The organism is Jeotgalibacillus alimentarius, from assembly GCF_000829445.1.
Taxonomy (GTDB): Bacteria; Bacillota; Bacilli; order Bacillales; family Jeotgalibacillaceae; genus Jeotgalibacillus; species Jeotgalibacillus alimentarius.
The window spans coordinates 20,836-40,526 of the sequence record NZ_JXRQ01000028.1 but is presented as its reverse complement, the minus strand read 5'-3'; the positions used below and the strand labels follow the sequence as shown (position 1 = coordinate 40,526).

Below are 19,691 nucleotides of genomic sequence, written 5' to 3'. Positions count from 1 at the left end.
CGGGATCATAACCTGGAGTTTTTTCGTTTAGTTATAGTAGGAACCGTAATTTCTCTCCGTTCAGGACTTCGCTTTCCGCGGACGAACGCTCAGGCCAGGCAGAAAACCACTGCCTTCCGGGGTCTTTCACGATCGTTTTTCCGCAGGAGTCTTCGTCCTGAACTCCGAGAAATTACTCAATATGCTTTTCGCTCAGTATTAGTTTTAAAAATAGAATGTTTAAACAGAATAAATTAAAGAATATATATCAGTGTCTGACTTGTATTTAAAGATTTCAAAGCGTTGATCCTCGCTGCAGGGGGCGACTCCGGGACGATAAGTGGGAAGCTGAGACCCCGCAGCCAAAGGCGAGGAGGCTTAGCAACCACCGTCCGGAAAGCGTCCCCCTGAAGTGGAAATCACAAGCGGTTATACAAGTACTGACCTGGCGACAATTTTCACCGTTGATTGTCTGTATAAATAAGAGTAGAATAATGAATGACTTCAGCTACACAACCTCTATTTCAACAAGTTATCCTCACAAAAAACATTCAAGCACAATAGATTCGCTGAAGAAGCATTTAAAAAAACAGAAGTGTGGTGTCCTTAATGGAAGAATTAAAAATGTCGTCACTCGACAATATGAAATTAAAAGAATTATATGAGCTTGCAAAAGAATACCGAGTATCTTATTATAGCAAGCTGACGAAGAAAGAACTGATTTTTGCAATCCTGAAATCACGTGCAGAACAGGAAGGTTTCTTCTTTATGGAAGGCGTACTTGAAGTCATTCAGTCAGAAGGCTTCGGATTCCTGCGTCCGATCAACTACTCTCCAAGCTCAGAGGATATTTATATCTCAGCTTCACAGATCCGCCGCTTTGACCTGCGTAATGGTGACAAAGTTTCCGGTAAAGTAAGACCGCCAAAAGAAAATGAGCGTTACTTTGGACTTCTTCACGTAGAAGCAGTGAATGGTGATGATCCTGAGACGTCAAAAGAGCGCGTGCATTTTCCTGCACTGACGCCGCTGTACCCGGACCGTCAGATCAAGCTTGAAAACCAGCCGCGCCAGCTTTCAACACGCATCATGGACCTGGTTTCACCTGTTGGATTTGGTCAGCGTGGACTAATCGTTGCCCCGCCAAAAGCAGGTAAAACCATGCTGTTAAAAGAAATCGCTAATTCCGTTACGACAAATCATCCTGAGGCGGAACTGATTGTGCTGCTGATTGATGAGCGTCCTGAGGAAGTAACAGATATCGAACGTTCTGTTAATGCTGATGTTGTCAGCTCAACATTTGATGAGGTACCTGAAAACCATATTAAAGTGGCAGAGCTTGTACTTGAACGGGCAATGAGACTGGTTGAGCACAAGCGTGACGTCGTCATCCTGATGGACAGTATTACTCGTCTTGCACGTGCGTATAACCTTGTGATCCCACCAAGCGGCCGTACACTTTCAGGTGGTATTGATCCTGCTGCATTCCACCGTCCAAAACGCTTCTTCGGTGCTGCCCGTAATATCGAGGAAGGCGGAAGCTTAACTATTCTTGCGACTGCCCTTGTTGATACAGGCTCACGTATGGATGAAGTAATCTACGAGGAATTCAAGGGAACAGGTAATATGGAACTTCACCTTGACCGCAGCATGGCCGAGCGCCGGATCTTCCCTGCAATCGACGTCCGCCGCAGCGGAACACGTAAAGAAGAGCTGCTTGTACCAAAAGATCACCTTGATAAACTATGGGCAATTCGCCGCGCGCTGTCAGACTCACATGACTTCGGCGAGCGCCTGATCCGCAAAATCCGCCAGACTAAAACGAATCAGGAATTCTTTGAAAACCTGACTGAAGAAATGAAGACGAGTGGACGTAAGTCATAAACAATATAGTCTGATACTGAAGTAATTGTCTCTATAACCGTTCCACTGCGCTTCAGGCGGATGCTTTCCGGACGGTGGACCGTTTTGTGGTCCGATATGGCCTCCTCGCCTTCGGCTGTGGGGTCTCAGCTTCCCTCTATTCGTCCTGGAGTCACCGCCTTACGCTCCGTTACACTAAGTATGAATTAGAAACATTGTTTTAGTCATTATCATTTATGTCATAATCATCCTCAGCTGTTGGTTGGAGTGGAGGGCGTAGACTCCCGCCCCAGGAAGGGACAGGTGAGACCCCACAGAGCGAAGCTCGAGGAGGCTCACCGCCCGGGGGCAGGAAAGCGAAGCCCTCCACGGAAACCAACAGCGTTTTTTAAAGAAAACATTTTTCAAATACCATGTTGCCTCACAACTTTCACCCTGCTATAATATAAGCAGCGTGCTTGAAAATGTTTGGGCACCATGCTAGTATGTAAGATACTTACTCTGTTCCAGATGGTTCAGGGCGGAAGGAGATGACTGAGATGAAAACTGATATTCATCCAAATTACAAAGCTGCAAAGGTATCATGCACTTGCGGTAATGAGTTTGAAACAGGTTCTGTTAAGGAAGACATTCGTATTGAGGTATGCTCAGAATGCCATCCATTCTACACAGGACGTCAGAAGTTCGCAGCAGCGGACGGCCGTGTTGATCGCTTCAACAAAAAATACGGTCTTAAGTAAATTAGAAAAGCGTAGGCGAGCGTTTAGGGACGTACAGACTGGACCGGTCACGACGGAGATAAAGGAATCACGAAGAGCGAAGCGATTCGATGATGACTTATCGTACGAGTGGACGGGCAGTCTGCTAGTCCCTGCGAGTCGGAGCTGGACAGCGTATGTAAGTTCCGACTGTATGCTAAGCTTTACAATCAAAACAGGCGAGAATCAAATTCTTGCCTGTTTTTTTACGGTTAATTTCGCCAAATAAGGGAATAAAACAACAGACCTACTCAAATCGCCTCTTGAATGAAGAGGTGTTTTTCAATAGACTAAGATTATATTGCAGATGAAAAATTTGTATAAAAATGCTTTTATATATGTGTTAATTTGACAAAAACAGCTGGCTCTTGGAGTGGGGGGACGCAGACTCCCGCCCCAGGATGGGATAGGAAAGCGGAGTCCCCTACGGAAAGAGACAGCGGCTTTTAAAAGGATAACAAACTTTTACATAAGCTTACTGCTATTGAACCAAAGGAGCTGAAGGAAACGTGTATGTAACGAAACAGACGGGCTGGGTGGAAGTGATTTGCGGAAGTATGTTCTCCGGTAAATCAGAAGAATTAATCAGGCGTGTCAGACGCGCACAATTTGCAAGACAGCATATCCTCGTATTCAAACCAAAACTTGATGACCGCTACAGCGAAGAAGCCATTGTATCCCATAATGGTGCTTCAGTTATCGCAGTACCTGTAGAGCATTCTTCAGAAATCCTCGAACAGGTAACTGAAAAAGCGGATCTGATTGCAATCGATGAAGTTCAGTTTTTTGATGAAGAAGTTGTGGACGTTGTCACGCAGCTTGCAGATAAAGGATTCCGCGTCATCACAGCCGGTCTGGATCAGGATTTCAGAGGAGAGCCATTTGGTCCTGTTCCCCACCTGATGTCACTAGCAGAACAGGTAACAAAGCTTCAGGCTGTATGTGCAGTGTGCGGATCACCTGCAAGCAGAACACAGCGCCTGATCGAAGGACGTCCGGCAGGCTACGACGATCCAGTCATCCTCGTTGGCGCATCAGAAGCCTACGAGCCCCGCTGCCGCCATCACCACGAAGTCCCAACAGGCGTAACCGTTTCTACAGAAAAAGCATAACCTGCTGATAGAATAGAGAATCATTTTCTTCATATGCCGATTGGAGAGAATGGTTCTCTTTTTAAGGCGTATGTCTTAAAAGTGAAAATTAAGGATGATGGCAACGTAAGGCGGGGACTCCGGGACGATAAGCGGGACAGCTGAGACCCCGCAGGCGAAGCCGAGGAGGCTCAGCGACCGCCGTCCGGAAAGCCTCCGCCTGAAGTTGCCATCATCCGCTTATAAAGACGCTGATTTCAGTTGTGAGACCCTCACGCATCGGATATACTTACTATAGAGGTGAAGATAACATGTTTGATCGATTACAAGCGGTAGAAGACCGCTATGACAAGCTGAATGAAATGCTCAGTGACCCTGAGATCGTCAACGATACAAATAAACTCCGGGAGTACTCAAAAGAACAATCTGACCTGTCAGAAACTGTTGAGACATACCGCCGTTATAAAGAAGTTTTCGCACAACACAAAGACGCAAAAGAAATGCTGAATGAAAAACTTGATGCTGATATGCGTGATATGGTGAAAGAAGAAGTCAATGAACTTTCTGCTGAGATTGAAGAACTCGAAGAAAAGCTTCACGTACTCCTTTTACCAAAAGATCCAAACGATGATAAAAACGTAATCATGGAAGTGCGTGGCGCTGCCGGCGGAGATGAAGCTGCATTATTTGCAGGCGACCTTTACCGCATGTACAGCCGTTTCGCTGAAGCGCAGGGATGGAAGATTGAAGTGATGGATGCCAGCACAACAGGCGTTGGCGGTTATAAGGAAATCACATTCATGATCAATGGAACCGGTGCTTATTCCAAGATGAAATATGAAAACGGAGCTCACCGCGTACAGCGTGTTCCTGAGACTGAATCAGGCGGCCGTATTCATACGTCAACTGCAACAGTTGCATGTCTGCCTGAAGTAGAAGATGTCGAAGTGGATATTCATGAAAAAGATATCCGTGTCGATACCTTTGCTTCAAGCGGCCCGGGTGGTCAGTCCGTTAATACAACCATGTCAGCAGTACGCCTGACACACGTTCCAACAGGCGTCGTTGTATCAATGCAGGATGAAAAATCCCAGATTAAAAATAAAGAAAAAGCGATGAAAATCCTTCGCGCGCGTATTTACGATAAGTTCGAACAGGAAGCGCGTGCTGAGTATGACGCTGTCCGTAAGTCAGCTGTCGGTACAGGAGACCGCTCTGAGCGTATCCGTACGTATAACTTCCCGCAAAACCGTGTAACGGATCACCGTATCGGCTTATCGATTCAGAAGCTCGATCAGATCCTTCAGGGGAAAATGGATGAAATCATCGACGCACTTGTTTTAGAAGAACAGTCAGCGAAGATGGAAGCGATGAATAATGGAGAAGTATAAACTTTTTGAGGCCCTTAATTGGGCTTCTTCTTATTTAGAGGAACATCAGCGTGAAGCCCATGAAGGTGAACTGCTGCTAAGGCACATCACAGGTCTCAGCCGCAATAACTTCTATATGCAAATGAGAGAAAGCCTTCCTGATGAACAGTTTGCCGCTTTTAAAAAAGCTGTCGAACAGCATATTGAGGGTGTTCCCGTTCAGCATATTATCGGTTATGAAGAATTTTACGGCAGACGCTTTGACGTTAATCAGGATGTCCTGATTCCGAGACCTGAAACTGAAGAATTGATCTGGCACATGCTTGAGAAAACAGACCGGATTTTTGCGCATAAAAAGAATGTACGTGCAGCAGATGTCGGCACCGGCAGTGGTATTCTTGCCATCACAATGAAGCTTGAGCGCCCTGACTGGTCTGTCACTGCCACAGATCTATCTGCAGCTGCCTTGAAAACAGCGAATAGAAATGCCGAAACGTTAAGTGCAGATATCGTATTTAAAGAAGGCGATCTACTGCAGCCGCTCGAAGGCGAAAGCTTCGACGTGTTTCTCTCAAACCCGCCGTATATTCCTTACAGTGACATCGAAACCATGTCAGAAATCGTCACTGATCATGAGCCGCATTCAGCATTGTTCGCTGACGAAGAAGGATTGATCCTCTACAGGAAAATGAGTGAACAGCTGCCTGATCACATGAACAGACCCGGACTGATCGGCTTTGAAGTCGGCGCAGGCCAGAGCCAAATCGTCGCAGCCATCCTGAAAAAATCTTTTCCTAATGATCATATAGAAGTCATTCATGACATCAATGGAAAAGACAGAATGGTATTTTGTGAGTTACTAAAGTAAAAAGAATACCTGATGTATGAATAGCTTCACATTCAGCATTGTAAGGCTATGATAACCCATCATTGTATATTCACAGCTGGTGATTGCAGCGGAAGGGGGACGACTCCAGCAGGAGAAGCGTGACAGGTGAGACCCCGCAGAAGCGTAGCTTCGAGGAGGCTCACCGCACGCCCTGCGGAAAGCGTTCCCCCTGCAGCGGAAATCAACAGCCACCTTCATCAGAGATAAAAATAATTCAACGAATGTTTAAAAATCCACATTCCCGTCCACAATGCCCTAGTAACAGCAGGGAGGAATGGACGATGATTCAAAAAACAATGATTCTTGTAATCTTACTCACACTATTCACACCATCAGCATCCGCTGCAGACAGCGATATCAGAATGCGTGTAATAGCTAATAGTGATACTGTATCAGATCAGTCGGATAAGGAGGAGCTCTTTAAGGAAATTCAGCCTGCACTTATCCAGTTGCTTGGTCACGAACCTTTAACCAGAAAAGAACTGACTGACAAGTTAAAAGCGAACTTGTCTGAAATCCAGCAGCTTGTGGATAAAGAAGCACAGCTGATTACACCTGAACAAACTGTCACGACTGCTTTTGAACCTCACACTTTTCCGGACGGTCAGACGTACCTGACGCTTGTTGTAACGATTGGAAAAGGTGAAGGACAAAACTGGTGGTGTACATTTTTTCCGGAACTCTGCGGGACAGTAACCTTGCAGGAAGAAGAAAACGAAGAATGTGAGAACGACTTATCCCCAGAAACGACTGTGTCGAAAAAAGATGTGAAAGTTGAATCGTTTATTATGAACTGGATTTCTGACAAATGGAATCGCTTTAATGAAAAGCGGGGATAACTCATACTTATTCACAAAGTTGTGCACAATTTCGATGAAGTTATGCACAAGCTGTGGACAATAAATGAGTTTGTGCACAGGAACATCAAAATAGTATACTATTATTTAGGACTGAATGTTGATAAGACAGGATGTCGAAATAAATCAAATTGAATAAGAAAAGTAATTTGAGAGGTGATTCACATGGAAACTATCCACTGGTCTGTGGATATTAATGTGGAAAAACAAAAAGGTTATCCACAGATTTCTGAAGCAGCTGATTGCTTACGGAATGGACATGTTGTCGCCTTTCCGACTGAAACCGTTTATGGACTTGGAGCTGATGCAACGAGTGATCAGGCTGTACAGGGCATTTTTGATGCAAAAGGACGCCCTTCAGATAATCCGCTTATCGTCCATATATCAGATACGGATGAACTCAGCGGCCTTGTAGCTGAAGTAAGCAGCACTGCCAGTAAGCTGATGGAAACATTCTGGCCGGGACCTTTAACGATTATATTTAACAAAAAAAGTGGTGTGTTTTCGGATCTTGTAACAGCCGGACTTGAAACGATCGGGATCAGGATGCCGGATCATCCGGTAGCTCTTGAACTGATCAGACGTTCAGGGAAACCGCTTGCTGCCCCGAGTGCGAATACGAGCGGAAAACCGAGTCCGACCGCTGCTGCTCACGTAGCGGGTGATCTGAGCGGAAGGATTGCGGGCATTGTTGATGGCGGTGAGACGGGCGTCGGGCTTGAATCAACTGTCATAGACTGCACAGTGACACCACCTATGATTCTGCGCCCGGGCGGCGTCTCAGCTGAAGACATTGCAGCCTGTATTGGAGAAGTCACAACAGATCCTTCGCTTAAAAAAGAACAAAGTGCGCCAAGATCTCCAGGTATGAAATATACGCACTATGCCCCAACAGCGCCGCTTTACCTGCTTGAAGGTGAAACGGAGTGGATCCAGAAAACAGTTCATCGCCTTCAGCAGGAAGGTAAAAAAGTAGGCCTGCTTGCCTCAAGAGAGCTCGCAGCCGAAGTAAATGCGGATGTCATCAGCGTGTGCGGCTCAAGAAACAATCCGGCAGCCACAGCCCGCAGCCTGTATCACGCCATTCGTTCTTTCAACGAAACGGATGTTGATATAATATTAGCGGAATCTTTTGACGAAAATGGTATCGGCACAGCGATCATGAATCGTCTTGAAAAAGCAGCCGGCCATAAATGGATCAGACAGCGCTCTTCCTGAGGGAGGGGCGTTTTTTATGTTAACCACGGATCGCGATACGACCACTGCGAATCCTAACATGACCATTAATCGCCATGACACGACCACTTCAAACTCTCGTGCGACCATCAATCCGGGTGTATCTGACCATCTACAGGCTACATCTGACCATTTACAAGCTGAATAAGACCATCACCGCATAAAAGCATAACCATCCCATTACCCTCATACAATATCCCATTGAACAAAAGGGGGAGCAGTATGTGGACAATCTTTCTAGCGCTGGCACTTGGGATGGATGCGCTATCCGCAAGCATTGCAGCGGGCTCACAACCAGTCAGACCAATTGTGAAATGGCTTGTCAGCCTTGGGGTTGGCGGATTACATATGATATTACCTGCAGCCGGCATGCTGATTGGTTCATCGCTGCTTGATGCAATGAACTGGTTTGGCATGCTGTTGCTCATCTTTATTGGACTTCAGATGATCTTTGCCGGATTCAAACCAAAACGGGACCAGCCGCTGCTTCTCACCCCGCTGAAATGGATCGCGTTTTCAATTGCAGTGAGCCTCGACAGTCTGTCAATCGGCATCACACTTGGCATTACAGACCTGTCCGATTCAACAGCACTGATTTTGTTTGGTGCTGCAGCGTTTCTTATGACAAGGCTAGGATTTTTCATCGGAAGCTTTGTCACGCTGACTGCAGGAAGATTCAGTGAAGTGATTGGCGGGAGTATTCTGATTGGACTGGCGCTTAGGATGATTGAGTAAAGTCTTTTCCTGAAGAGGAAGGGGCTTTTTATTTTCTATCAAAAATAAGGTAAAATAAGTGCATCATTAAATTAATAATAAAGCGTTTTCATAACAGGGTGGATTTTTACCGGGATAGGTAGTAAACTTTTAGTAAAATAATAGTGAAAAGGAGTGTCGGTTGATGGCGATTTTAGTAACTGGCGGTGCAGGTTATATTGGGAGTCACGCTGTACTTGGTTTGAAGCGTTTAAATAAAGAGGTCGTAGTGGCTGATAATTTGCAGACTGGTCACAATGCATCTTTACTCAAGGATGTGCCTTTTTATAATGGAAATCTGAAGGATGCAGCGTTTCTTGACCAAATCTTCAGTGCGCATAAAATTGAAGCTGTGATTCATTTCGCTGCGAATTCACTGGTCGGGGAAAGTATGGAAAATCCGTTAAAATACTTTGATAACAATGTAGGTGGAACGCTCAGTCTGCTTGAGGCGATGAATCGTCACGATGTGAAAAAGATCGTATTTTCCTCTACAGCAGCTGCCTACGGGGAGCCGGAAACTGTTCCGATCAGAGAGTCTGATAAGACATTACCGACCAATCCTTACGGAGAATCGAAGCTGATGGTTGAGAAGATGCTGAAGTGGGCTGATCAGGCTTATGGCATCAAATATGCTGTGCTTAGATACTTCAATGTAGCAGGTGCTGACAGGGAAGGGATTATCGGAGAGGACCACAGACCGGAAACACATCTGATCCCGATCATTCTTCAGGTTGCGCTTGGGAAGCGTGCTGAGATTAAAATTTTCGGAGATGACTATCCGACTGAAGACGGGACATGTATCCGGGATTATATTCATGTAACGGACCTTGTGGAAGCTCACCTTCTGGCGCTTGAACATATTGATTCGCACGACAGTAATACCTTTAACCTTGGCAACGGCAGCGGTTTCAGTGTGAAGGAGGTCATTGATGCTGCACGTGAAGTGACAGGTCATGCAATTCCTGCGGCAGTCGAGAAGCGCAGAGCAGGAGACCCTGCTATACTGATTGCTTCCTCTGATAAAGCCAAAGAAGTGCTGGGATGGGCACCTGTTTATACTGATATGAAAGAGATCATTCAGACAGCATGGAACTGGTTTGAAAAACATCCTGACGGTTATCGTGAAGGAGGAGAATCATGACGATTGATCTTCACATTGAACGTCTGCTGCAATACGGTTTACAACAGCATCTGATCAGTCCTGAAGATCAGGATTATGCGCGTAACCGGGTGCTTGCAGTGCTGAAAAAAGATAGTACAGATCAGCCGGAACCGCCTGTTGAACGTGCGGAATCGCCAACCGGTATTTTGAATGACATGCTGGACTGGGCACAGGAGCATCTGGCTGTATCAACAGTCACAGAACGTGATCAGCTTGATGCAGCGATCATGGATTGTCTGATGCCACGGCCTTCTGAAGTGAACGCAACGTTCAGACGTTTATATGCAGAATCACCTGAACGAGCGACAGCATTCTTTTATATATTATCTAAAGACAGCAATTATATCCGGATGGACCGGATTGCGAAAAATGAGCACTGGATCAGTCAGACAGAATATGGTGATCTGGAAATGACCATCAATCTCTCAAAACCTGAGAAAGACCCGAAAACAATTGCTGCTGAAAAGGAAGCAAAGGCAGTTAATTATCCGCTATGTCTGTTATGCAAAGAAAATGTTGGCTATGCCGGTAGAATGAATCATCCTGCCAGGCAGAATCACCGGGTTATTCCGGTTGAGCTGACCGGAGAAAAATGGGGATTTCAGTATTCACCTTACGTTTACTATAATGAACATGCGATCATTTTTTCGAATGAACACAGTCCGATGAAAGTATCCAAAGAAGGCTTTAATCGGCTGCTGGACTTTGTCAGGCAATACCCTCACTATTTTGTAGGCTCAAATGCAGACCTGCCGATTGTCGGCGGTTCGATTCTGAGTCATGATCATTTTCAGGGTGGCCGCCATACATTTGCGATGGCTGAGGCCTCACCGCTGTATTCATTTGAGTTTGTAAAAGGTGTACAGGCGGAAGTCGTAAAGTGGCCAATGTCTGTCATTAGATTACGTTCTAAAGATGAACGGCTGTTAGCTGATGCGGCTGATTGTGTCTTACAGAACTGGATCAGTTATGCTGATGAACAGGCAGACATTCTGCCCGAGACAAATGGAGAGCGTCATAATACAGTTACGCCGATTGCGCGTATGAGACGTGGCCAATATGAAATGGATCTGGTTCTCAGAAACAACCGTACAACTGAAGAGCATCCGCTGGGTCTTTTCCATCCGCATGAAGAAGTTCACGCCATTAAGAAAGAAAATATTGGCTTGATTGAAGTGATGGGACTTGCGGTACTGCCGGGCAGACTGAAAGAGGAGCTTCAGCTGATCAAAGATTATCTGGTTTCACAGAATACAGAAGGTTTGAAGGCTGATGAGCGTACAGCTAAGCATGCAGAGTGGGTGATGGCCTTTGCAGAAAAGGAATCCATCACATCTGAAAATGCAGATCGGCTGCTGAAGCAGGAAGTAGGCAGGATCTTTTCAATCGTGTTAAGTCACGCAGGCGTTTTCAAACAGGATGAACAGGGTATTGAGGCATTTAGAGCATTTACGTCACAGCTCACTGAAAGGGTGCAGACAGATGAGAGAAGGAGAGTTTAAGGGATTAAAGGCGCTGATCCTTGAAAATGAGGCATTAAAAGCTGTGATTCTACCTGATTTTGGCGGTAAAGTAGCAAGCTTTTATGATAAAAAAGCTGATTATGAGTGGTTTTTCCAATCAAGTCTTGATCAGCTGCCGATGCCACACTATGGCTCCGCATTTGGAGAATATACGCCAAGCGGATATGATGACATGTTCCCCGGTATTGATGAGGGGCCGCATCCGATGAATAACCGCAAAGTACCGGATCACGGTGAGGTCTGGTCGATGGTGTGGGACATAGAAGAGAAGCTTGATAATGGTGTAACCCTGCAGGTTGCAAGCCCGGTGTTTCCATATATATTAAGAAAAACAATTACATTGCTTGATGATGGTCTCGAGTTCAGATACAGAGCGATTAATACAGGTGAAGAACCATTTGCTTATATATGGGCACCGCATGCACTGCTGAATATGAACGAGCATACCAGAATTGAACTGCCTCCGGAATGTGATGAAATCATTTCTGTGGAGCAACATACGGATCATCTGGGACCATGGGGAACGTATCACCCGTACCCAATCACGACATCTGAGAAAACAAAAGAACAGCTCGATCTCTCAAGAATGGAACCGCCGGAAGCTGAAACAGTAGAAAAGTTTTACTTTGCAAAAAAGCTGGAAAGCGGCTGGTGCAGAACAGTACAGGAAGATCTGAAGAGAGAACTGTACTATTCTTTTGATCCGGACAAAATCCCTTATCTTGCAATCTGGAAAACCCAGGGCGGCTATCAGGGAGACTATAACTTCGCACTCGAACCATGCACAGGCATGTACGATGACGTCTACGTAGCCAACAAAATTGACCGAGTAGCAAAGATCCCCTCAGAATCAGAACATATCTGGGTATTTACCATGACTGTGAAGGATTACGAATAGAGGTCAAAGTGATTCTGTTTAACAGCATATAAGTGTTATAAAATATTAAAGGTGAACGGAGCTGAAGGCGGCGACTCCAGCGCGAGCAGTCGGACAGGTGAGACCCCACAGGCGCTTGCGCCGAGGAGGCTCACCGCCGACCGCGCGGAAAGCGCCGCCTTCAGCGCAGTGAACCGATTTTTAAGACCGAGACAACCATTGTCCCGGTCTTTTTTTAATGGTTATGTTAAAGGACATTAGTAAAATAGTAAAACGAAACAATAAAAAAATCAGATAATTTACTAAAATAATATTGACTTTGTTTAAAAAGTTTACTAAAATCAAATCAAATGTAAGCGGTTTCTTTACTGGATATCTTTTCAGGGTGAAACAGATCGCTCACATCAATTATTCATTTTAAACAAGGGGGAAAGAAAATGAAGAAGTGGTGGACGGCAACAGGATTGGCAGCTGCAGGTGCAATGATGCTCGCAGGATGCTCAGGCTCAGATGGTGGAAGCAGTTCAGGTGGAGATGGAGACGAAACAACATTAACTGCGTGGGCATGGAACGTGAACGTTGGAGCCCTGGAAGATGCAATGGCTTTATATCAGGAAGAGAACCCGAACGTAAAAATTGAAGTAGAAGATATTGGACGTCTTGACGTGTATGACAAACTTTCAACAGGGCTTGCTGCAGGAGGCGTTGGTCTTCCGGATATCGTCCTTGTAGAGGATGACCGGATTGGCGGTTACGCACAGGCATTCCCGGATGGATTTGTGAATCTGTCAGATATGGGCTTTGAAGATAATGCAGACCTGTTCCCGACTTTCAAGCAGGAGCTGGCGACTGTGAATGACTCGTTTTATGCAATGCCGTTTGATGCGGGTCCTGGTGGAATGTTCTACCGCAGAAGTATTTTTGAAGAAGCCGGTGTGAGCCCTGATGATATTGAAACGTGGGACGATTTCCTCGAAGCAGGTAAGCAGATTCAGGAAGCAACAGGCGTTGCTGCAATGCCGCTTGATAAGTTCAATGATGATCCGACTTTCCGTATGATGTTGAATCAGCTGGGAACTTACTATTTTGATGAAAATGGAAACATTGATCTGACAAGCCCTGAAGCTGTCATGGCGATGGAAAAACAGATGGAGTTTGAAGAAGCGGGTCTGATTAAAGAAGTAGACGGCTGGAACGGTACAGTGTCTGCTACGATCGATGGCTCAGTTGCGACAATTCCATTTGGTGCATGGTATTACGGAACAATTATTGACCAGGCGCAGGATACATCAGGTGACTGGGGCGTATTCTTACTTCCGGCATTTGAAGAAGGCGGCAACCGTGCATCCAACCTGGGTGGATCAAGCTGGATGATTCCTTCAGGTGGAGACAATGAAGAAGCGGCTTATGACTTCCTTGAGTTCTTCTCAACAAGTCCTGAAGCACAGGTCATTGCGATGGAAGATTACGGCTTATTCCCTTCATTGAACTCAGCTTATGAAGAAGAGATCTTCACAAGCGAAGATGAATTCTTTGGCGGCCAGAAGATCTGGGAACTGTTTGCAGATGAAATGGCTGATGTAGAAACACCTTACTACACAGAAGATTATGCGATCGGACTTGATGAAGCGATTAAAGCACAGGCAGATTCGTTCAACGGAACACCACCTGCTGAAGCCCTTCAGGCCGCAGCAGAAAGACTTGCCGAAAGAACCGACCGTGAAATCAATAACTGATAACGTCTGACAAGAAAAGAGATTTAGCAGCACCCATTGCTAAATCTCTTCTTTTATTAACGATAGATATAACAGCGTCAGTTATTTTAACAAATGGCTATGTTAAAGCCCAATGTTGTATTAGCACAGCTGGTGATTGCAGCGAAAGGGGGACGACTCCAGCAGGAGAAGCGTGACAGGTGAGACCCCGCAGACGCGCAGCGTCGAGGAGGGTCGATTGAACCGGAGCCAAAAACCGGCTCATGCGGAAAGCGTTTCCCCTGAAGCGGAAATCAACAGCCAACCTTAACAGTGCTTAACAATTAAGTGATTGATTGAAGTGGAGGACGGAAACTCCCGCCCGGGGCAAGTCCTCCACGGAAATCAATCACGGTTATGCAGAGCTTTCAAATGAAGGGTAGCTGCAAGTGTTAGTTAAAAAAGCCGCTTGCGGCAAATCCTAAATGAAAGAACGAAAGAAGGTAGAGTATGAAACAAAAAACTTTAGTACCTTATATGTTTGTCGGACCGGCAGTCATTTTATTCTCAATTTTTATGGCATACCCGATTATTTACTCACTGATCCTGAGCTTCCAGTCAGGTCAGGGAAGCAACCTGGAATTCACAGGATTTGATAACTTTCAGCGTCTGCTGAGCGATGATATTTTCATTACAGCACTTAAAAACACATTTATTCTATTAATCGTACAGGTGCCGATTATGATTTTCCTGGCACTCATTATTGCAAACCTATTAAACTCAGCACTCTTGAAATTTAAAGGCGTATTCAGGGTATCATTTTTCCTCCCTGCCGTTACATCTCTTGTAGCCTACTCCATTATCTTTTCGATCATGCTGATGAATGATGGAGTAGTCAATCAGGTGATTGCTGCTGTTGGACTTGACAGAATCCCATGGCTTTCAGATCCGTTCTGGGCGAAAGCATCTCTTGTCATCGCAATGACATGGAGATGGGTGGGTTACAATATGGTTATTTTCCTTGCCGGGCTTCAGAATATTCCGGAAGAATTATATGAAGCGGCAAGTATGGATGGCGCAAGTAAAATCAGACAATTTTTCTCTATTACAATTCCGAATTTGAAGCCGGTTATTCTTTTTACAACGATTCTTTCCACAATTGGTACACTGCAGCTCTTCGATGAGCCGTTTGTACTTACAAATGGCGGACCGAGTGATGCAACACTGACAATCGGGATGTACCTTTATCAGACTGGATTCCGGTTCTTTGATTTCGGCTACGCTTCAACCATTGCATACGTAATTGTAATTTTGATTGCGGTTATGACATTTATTCAATTTAAAGTGACGGGTGATCAGGAATGAAGAAAAACAAGACGACGAAAAGAATCCTCTTATATATTGCTTTAATCATTGGTGCGCTCGTTTCTTTGTTCCCGTTTTACTGGGCTGCAATTGGTGCGACGAATACGAGTGGAAGCATGTTCTCCCAGCCGCCTACGCTATTGCCGGGCAGCATGCTCATGGAAAATATCCGAAACCTGAATGAATCAATTGGCATCGGACGTGTCATGTTTAACTCATTATTTATTGCAGTAACGTATACCGTGTTAGCACTGTTTATTTGTACGATGGCTGCTTATGCATTTGCAAAGTTCGACTTCAAAGGAAGAAATATTATTTTCACGATCTTCCTTCTTTCGATGATGGTGCCTTACCATGCAACGATTATCCCGCTTTTTAAAATGATGGCAGCACTGAACTGGCTGAATACTTACCAGGCAGTGATTCTGCCAAACCTGGCTTATCCATTTGCAATCTTTCTGATGAGACAGAACCTCCTGGCGTTCCCAACTTCATTAATTGAAGCTGCGCGGATCGACGGGGCAGGGGAGTGGAAAATCTTTTTCCGTATCGTGCTTCCATCTATGAAGCCGGCACTTGCTGCAACAGCGATCTTCCTGTTCCTTTATCAGTGGAACAGCTTCCTGTGGCCGCTTATTGCATTATCAACAACCGATATGTACACATTCCCGGTTGCACTTTCAACATTATTCGGACTGTCCCGTATCGACTACGGTCAGGTAATGGCGGGTGTAACGATTGCAACGATACCAATTATTATTTTCTTCCTGCTTCTTCAGCGCCAGTTTATTTCAGGAATGCTTGGAAGTGCAGTGAAATAAGGAGATTTCAGCATGCCAATCTATACGTGTGACACACAATTTCATCTGCAGGGAAAAGACGTCAGTTATATCATCAGGATCCTTGAAAATGGTCAGCTCGAGCAAACGTACTTCGGTAAAAAGGTGAAAGATCGACCCAGCTTCGAGGGGCTGGCGCCAATGCCGAATGAGCCGCTTGGAAATGCGAACTTTCCAATAGAAAATAGTGGTTTCACCCTGGAGTGGGCAAGGCAGGAGCACCCGACTTACGGAACATCTGACTTCAGGGAGCCTGCGATTGAGATTGAAGAATCGCAAGGCTCAAAACTCAGTCACTTTGTGTACGAGTCTTACAAAGTGACAGCAGGTAAACCTGGAATCACCGGGATGCCGTCAGTGTATGGCAGTGATGAAGAATGTGAAACGCTTCAGATCACGTTGAAAGATGACATTTTAGAAGCTGAACTGAACCTGTTTTATACCGTCTTTCATCATCAGAATGTGATCTTAAGACACAGTGAAATCAACAATAATGGCACAAAAGCATTTTCAATAAACCGCATGATGAGTGCGTCGATTGATCTGCCTGATCATGATTATGAATCCATTCAGCTTGATGGCGCCTGGATCAGAGAGCGTCATATTCACCGCTCGCCTGTAAAGCCGGGCGTTCACGTTGTTGACAGTAAAAAGGGTGTCAGCAGCTCCTGGCACCAGCCGTTTTTAGCACTTGCAAGACCGCAGACAACAGAGCATCAGGGTGAGGTGATTGCACTGAACCTGATCTACAGCGGCAATTTCCGCGGCAGCATTGAAGTGGATACATACGAATCCACAAGGCTGATGATGGGGCTGAACCCATTTGATTTTAAATGGTTACTCGCAGCTGGCGATACGTTTTCAACACCAGAAGCCGTGCTCGTCTACAGTGATCAGGGGTTAAACGGAATGAGCCACAGTTTTCATAATTTATATCATCATCACCTGCTCAGAGGCGTCTGGAAACAGAAGGAACGTCCGGTGCTTTTAAATAACTGGGAAGCGACCTATTTTGATTTTGATCATCAGAAAATCATAGATATCGCAGATTCTGCAAGTGAACTTGGCGTCGAACTATTTGTCCTTGATGACGGCTGGTTTGAAGGGAGAAATAATGATACGACTTCTCTCGGGGACTGGACCGCTGACCGGCGCAAGCTGCCGGAGGGGCTTAAAGGGCTTGCAGATGATGTGAGAGCGAGCGGGACCTCATTTGGGATCTGGGTGGAGCCTGAAATGGTTTCAGAGAAAAGCAGGCTGTATGAAAAACATCCTGACTGGGTGCTGAGAGCCCCGCATCGCCCGCATACGCCGGGAAGAAATCAGATGATTTTAGATCTTGGGAAGAAGGAAGTGCAGAACTATATTATAGAAGCAATCCGTCACGTTCTGGATGAATCGGGCGCTTCATATGTGAAATGGGACATGAACCGGACTGTAACAGAAGCTTACTCAGATGCGTTACCCGCTGATCGTCAGGGGGAAGTGATGCTCCGTTATGTACTTGGACTTTACCGGGTGCTTGAAGAGATTACTTCCCGTTATCCTGATGTGCTGTTTGAATCGTGTGCAAGCGGTGGCAACCGGTTTGATCCGGGGATGCTCTACTATATGCCACAGACCTGGACCAGTGATAACACAGATGCTGTGGAGCGGCTGAAGATTCAGTATGGTACGTCACTCGTTTACCCGATCTCTTCAATGGGCGCCCATGTCTCTGCGTCACCGAATCACCAGACCGGACGCATAACACCAATAGACTTCAGATTCCATGTTGCGATGTTTGGTGCTTTTGGTTACGAGCTGGACCCGCAGGACATGGATTCAGACACGCGGAAAATCTTGAAAGATCAAATTACTCTTTTTAAAAAAGAAAGAAAGCTGCTGCAGTTTGGCCGCTTCTATAGATTGCTCAGTCCATTTGAAGGATCTGATACTGCCTGGATGACGGTATCTGAAGATCAAACAGAAGCAATCATTGCGTTTTACCGCGTACTTTCACAGCCAAATGCCGGGATGAAACGGATCAGGCTGAGCGGGCTTGACCCTGAGAAGGTATACGGGGTCGAGTGGCAGGAAGGAAGTACCCTTCAAAATCGTCACTACGGCGGAGATGAACTAATGAATATCGGCTGGCAGATCCCGCCGTTTTTCACAGGGACAGTCAAAATGGAACATACGCACTTTTACGGTGATTTCCAATCAGCGGTGTGGAAATTGACAGAGGTAAAGGAAGGATGAGAGAAATGAAATCAATTATAGCCGCGTTTATTGAACAATTTGCCGGAAATGAAGAGGATGTGCGTGTGTTTTTTGCACCTGGACGTGTCAATCTGATCGGTGAGCATATCGATTATAACGGAGGTCATGTACTTCCATGTGCCCTCGAAATTGGCACGTACCTTGCCATCAGAGAGCGTCATGATACCACAATCAATTTCTATTCAGAAAATTTTCCTGAGACCGGACAGATTCAGGCGGATCTCAGTCATTTAGTGAACGATGAAAAAGACAGCTGGGCGAACTATCCAAAAGGTGTGATTCATGCCTGTCTGGATCAGCTGCCTGAAACAGGGTATGACCTGTACTTCTACGGTAATATTCCAAATGGCGCCGGGCTGTCATCCTCTGCATCCATTGAACTTGTCACGGTTCATGCATTGAATGAACTGCATGGAATGGGGCTTTCTAATCTTGAGATGGTGCAGTTGAGTCAGCGGGTTGAAAATGAATTTATCGGGGTGAACTGCGGGATTATGGATCAATTCGCAGTCGGCTTCGGTGCTGAGGATCAGGCTGTACTGCTGAATTGTGAAACACTCGATTACCGTTATGTGCCTCTGCATCTCGGTAACCACTCCATTGTGATCGCAAACACGAACAAAAAACGCGGTCTGGCTGATTCGGCTTACAACGAACGCCGGAGTACATGTGATGCGGCACTTGAAAAACTGAAGGAGAAGTTTCCCGTTACTGAATTGTGCCACCTGACATCTGCTGATCTGCAGGAAGCTGAAGACATGCTGACTGAAAATGAACAAAAGCGTGTCAGACATGCGGTGACGGAAAATGAGCGTACACTGCGGGCAGTTGAAGTGCTCGAAGAAAATGATCTTTTCGCACTCGGTGAACTGATGAAGCAGTCTCATGAATCGCTTAGAACTGATTATGAAGTTTCATGTGAAGAGCTTGATGTATTAGTGGAATCCGCCCTCAAGCAAAAAGGAACAATCGGTGCACGTATGACTGGTGCAGGATTCGGCGGCTGTACGGTGAATATTGTAGAAGATCAATATATAGAAGCATTTAAAAAGAATGTTGGAGAAGAATACCACAGCCTGACATCCCGTGAAGCTGATTTTTACACGGTAAAAGTGGGCGAGGGAACGAGAGAACTGACAAAGTCGGAAGCTTCAGCGCTTCAGATCTGAC

16 protein-coding genes are annotated in these 19,691 nt (G+C 45.7%); all 16 read left to right on the top strand.

Annotated features, from left to right (window positions below):
- Nucleotides 1-588: 588 nt before the first annotated feature.
- The 16 genes from rho (at nucleotide 589) to KP77_RS14530 (ending at nucleotide 19,690) form a co-directional block, all read left to right on the top strand.
- The gene (rho, locus tag KP77_RS14605; protein ID WP_041123484.1) at nucleotides 589-1,863 is read left to right on the top strand and encodes a transcription termination factor Rho; all 1,275 of its coding nucleotides are present in this window, start codon (nucleotides 589-591) and stop codon (nucleotides 1,861-1,863) included.
- Between the two features lie 518 nt (nucleotides 1,864-2,381).
- Nucleotides 2,382-2,582: a 50S ribosomal protein L31 gene (gene rpmE / locus KP77_RS14600; RefSeq protein WP_041123483.1), complete on the top strand. Its 201-nt coding sequence runs from the start codon at nucleotides 2,382-2,384 to the stop codon at nucleotides 2,580-2,582.
- Nucleotides 2,583-3,109: 527 nt separating this feature from the next.
- Nucleotides 3,110-3,712: a thymidine kinase gene (locus KP77_RS14595; RefSeq protein ID WP_041123482.1), complete on the top strand. Its 603-nt coding sequence runs from the start codon at nucleotides 3,110-3,112 to the stop codon at nucleotides 3,710-3,712.
- Nucleotides 3,713-4,002: 290 nt separating this feature from the next.
- The gene (gene prfA, locus KP77_RS14590; protein WP_041123481.1) at nucleotides 4,003-5,082 is read left to right on the top strand and encodes a peptide chain release factor 1; all 1,080 of its coding nucleotides are present in this window, start codon (nucleotides 4,003-4,005) and stop codon (nucleotides 5,080-5,082) included.
- Nucleotides 5,069-5,929 (top strand): peptide chain release factor N(5)-glutamine methyltransferase, encoded by an 861-nt coding sequence (gene prmC / locus KP77_RS14585; RefSeq protein ID WP_041123480.1) that lies wholly within the window; start codon nucleotides 5,069-5,071, stop codon nucleotides 5,927-5,929. Before prfA ends, prmC begins: the two co-directional genes overlap by 14 nt.
- 302 nt (nucleotides 5,930-6,231) lie before the next feature.
- Nucleotides 6,232-6,789, top strand: coding sequence for a stage II sporulation protein R (locus tag KP77_RS14580; protein ID WP_041123479.1), 558 nt, complete (start codon nucleotides 6,232-6,234; stop codon nucleotides 6,787-6,789).
- Between the two features lie 183 nt (nucleotides 6,790-6,972).
- Nucleotides 6,973-8,025, top strand: coding sequence for an L-threonylcarbamoyladenylate synthase (locus KP77_RS14575; RefSeq protein WP_041123478.1), 1,053 nt, complete (start codon nucleotides 6,973-6,975; stop codon nucleotides 8,023-8,025).
- Nucleotides 8,026-8,265: 240 nt separating this feature from the next.
- Nucleotides 8,266-8,778, top strand: coding sequence for a manganese efflux pump MntP (locus KP77_RS14570; RefSeq protein WP_041123477.1), 513 nt, complete (start codon nucleotides 8,266-8,268; stop codon nucleotides 8,776-8,778).
- 163 nt (nucleotides 8,779-8,941) lie between these two features.
- The gene (gene galE, locus KP77_RS14565; RefSeq protein ID WP_041123476.1) at nucleotides 8,942-9,940 is read left to right on the top strand and encodes a UDP-glucose 4-epimerase GalE; all 999 of its coding nucleotides are present in this window, start codon (nucleotides 8,942-8,944) and stop codon (nucleotides 9,938-9,940) included.
- Nucleotides 9,937-11,463, top strand: a complete 1,527-nt coding sequence (galT, locus tag KP77_RS14560; protein WP_041123475.1) for a UDP-glucose--hexose-1-phosphate uridylyltransferase — start codon at nucleotides 9,937-9,939, stop codon at nucleotides 11,461-11,463. The genes galE and galT overlap by 4 nt, the downstream gene beginning before the upstream one ends.
- The gene (locus KP77_RS14555; RefSeq protein ID WP_041123474.1) at nucleotides 11,444-12,382 is read left to right on the top strand and encodes an aldose epimerase family protein; all 939 of its coding nucleotides are present in this window, start codon (nucleotides 11,444-11,446) and stop codon (nucleotides 12,380-12,382) included. Before galT ends, KP77_RS14555 begins: the two co-directional genes overlap by 20 nt.
- 416 nt (nucleotides 12,383-12,798) lie before the next feature.
- Complete coding sequence (locus KP77_RS14550) at nucleotides 12,799-14,097, top strand: ABC transporter substrate-binding protein (protein WP_041123473.1); 1,299 nt, start codon at nucleotides 12,799-12,801, stop codon at nucleotides 14,095-14,097.
- Nucleotides 14,098-14,565: 468 nt separating this feature from the next.
- Nucleotides 14,566-15,420: a carbohydrate ABC transporter permease gene (locus KP77_RS14545; RefSeq protein ID WP_041123472.1), complete on the top strand. Its 855-nt coding sequence runs from the start codon at nucleotides 14,566-14,568 to the stop codon at nucleotides 15,418-15,420.
- Nucleotides 15,417-16,241 (top strand): carbohydrate ABC transporter permease, encoded by an 825-nt coding sequence (locus KP77_RS14540; RefSeq protein WP_041123471.1) that lies wholly within the window; start codon nucleotides 15,417-15,419, stop codon nucleotides 16,239-16,241. The genes KP77_RS14545 and KP77_RS14540 overlap by 4 nt, the downstream gene beginning before the upstream one ends.
- A 12-nt stretch (nucleotides 16,242-16,253) precedes the next feature.
- Nucleotides 16,254-18,500 carry an alpha-galactosidase gene (locus KP77_RS14535; protein WP_041123470.1) on the top strand — a complete coding sequence of 749 codons (2,247 nt, stop codon included), beginning with the start codon at nucleotides 16,254-16,256 and terminating at the stop codon, nucleotides 18,498-18,500.
- Between the two features lie 5 nt (nucleotides 18,501-18,505).
- Nucleotides 18,506-19,690 carry a galactokinase gene (locus KP77_RS14530; RefSeq protein WP_041123550.1) on the top strand — a complete coding sequence of 395 codons (1,185 nt, stop codon included), beginning with the start codon at nucleotides 18,506-18,508 and terminating at the stop codon, nucleotides 19,688-19,690.
- Nucleotide 19,691: the final 1 nt, after the last annotated feature.

Bases quoted from the DNA above. Each gene is read 5' to 3' on its own strand.
- KP77_RS14540 (WP_041123471.1), top strand. From the start codon at position 15,417: ATGAAGAAAAACAAGACGACGAAAAGAATCCTCTTATATATTGCTTTA.
- KP77_RS14570 (WP_041123477.1), top strand. From the start codon at position 8,266: ATGTGGACAATCTTTCTAGCGCTGGCACTTGGGATGGATGCGCTATCC.
- rho (WP_041123484.1), top strand. From the start codon at position 589: ATGGAAGAATTAAAAATGTCGTCACTCGACAATATGAAATTAAAAGAA.
- KP77_RS14555 (WP_041123474.1), top strand. From the start codon at position 11,444: ATGAGAGAAGGAGAGTTTAAGGGATTAAAGGCGCTGATCCTTGAAAAT.
- galT (WP_041123475.1), top strand. From the start codon at position 9,937: ATGACGATTGATCTTCACATTGAACGTCTGCTGCAATACGGTTTACAA.
- KP77_RS14535 (WP_041123470.1), top strand. From the start codon at position 16,254: ATGCCAATCTATACGTGTGACACACAATTTCATCTGCAGGGAAAAGAC.
- prmC (WP_041123480.1), top strand. From the start codon at position 5,069: ATGGAGAAGTATAAACTTTTTGAGGCCCTTAATTGGGCTTCTTCTTAT.
- galE (WP_041123476.1), top strand. From the start codon at position 8,942: ATGGCGATTTTAGTAACTGGCGGTGCAGGTTATATTGGGAGTCACGCT.
- rpmE (WP_041123483.1), top strand. From the start codon at position 2,382: ATGAAAACTGATATTCATCCAAATTACAAAGCTGCAAAGGTATCATGC.
- KP77_RS14545 (WP_041123472.1), top strand. From the start codon at position 14,566: ATGAAACAAAAAACTTTAGTACCTTATATGTTTGTCGGACCGGCAGTC.
- KP77_RS14580 (WP_041123479.1), top strand. From the start codon at position 6,232: ATGATTCAAAAAACAATGATTCTTGTAATCTTACTCACACTATTCACA.
- KP77_RS14550 (WP_041123473.1), top strand. From the start codon at position 12,799: ATGAAGAAGTGGTGGACGGCAACAGGATTGGCAGCTGCAGGTGCAATG.
- KP77_RS14575 (WP_041123478.1), top strand. From the start codon at position 6,973: ATGGAAACTATCCACTGGTCTGTGGATATTAATGTGGAAAAACAAAAA.
- KP77_RS14530 (WP_041123550.1), top strand. From the start codon at position 18,506: ATGAAATCAATTATAGCCGCGTTTATTGAACAATTTGCCGGAAATGAA.
- prfA (WP_041123481.1), top strand. From the start codon at position 4,003: ATGTTTGATCGATTACAAGCGGTAGAAGACCGCTATGACAAGCTGAAT.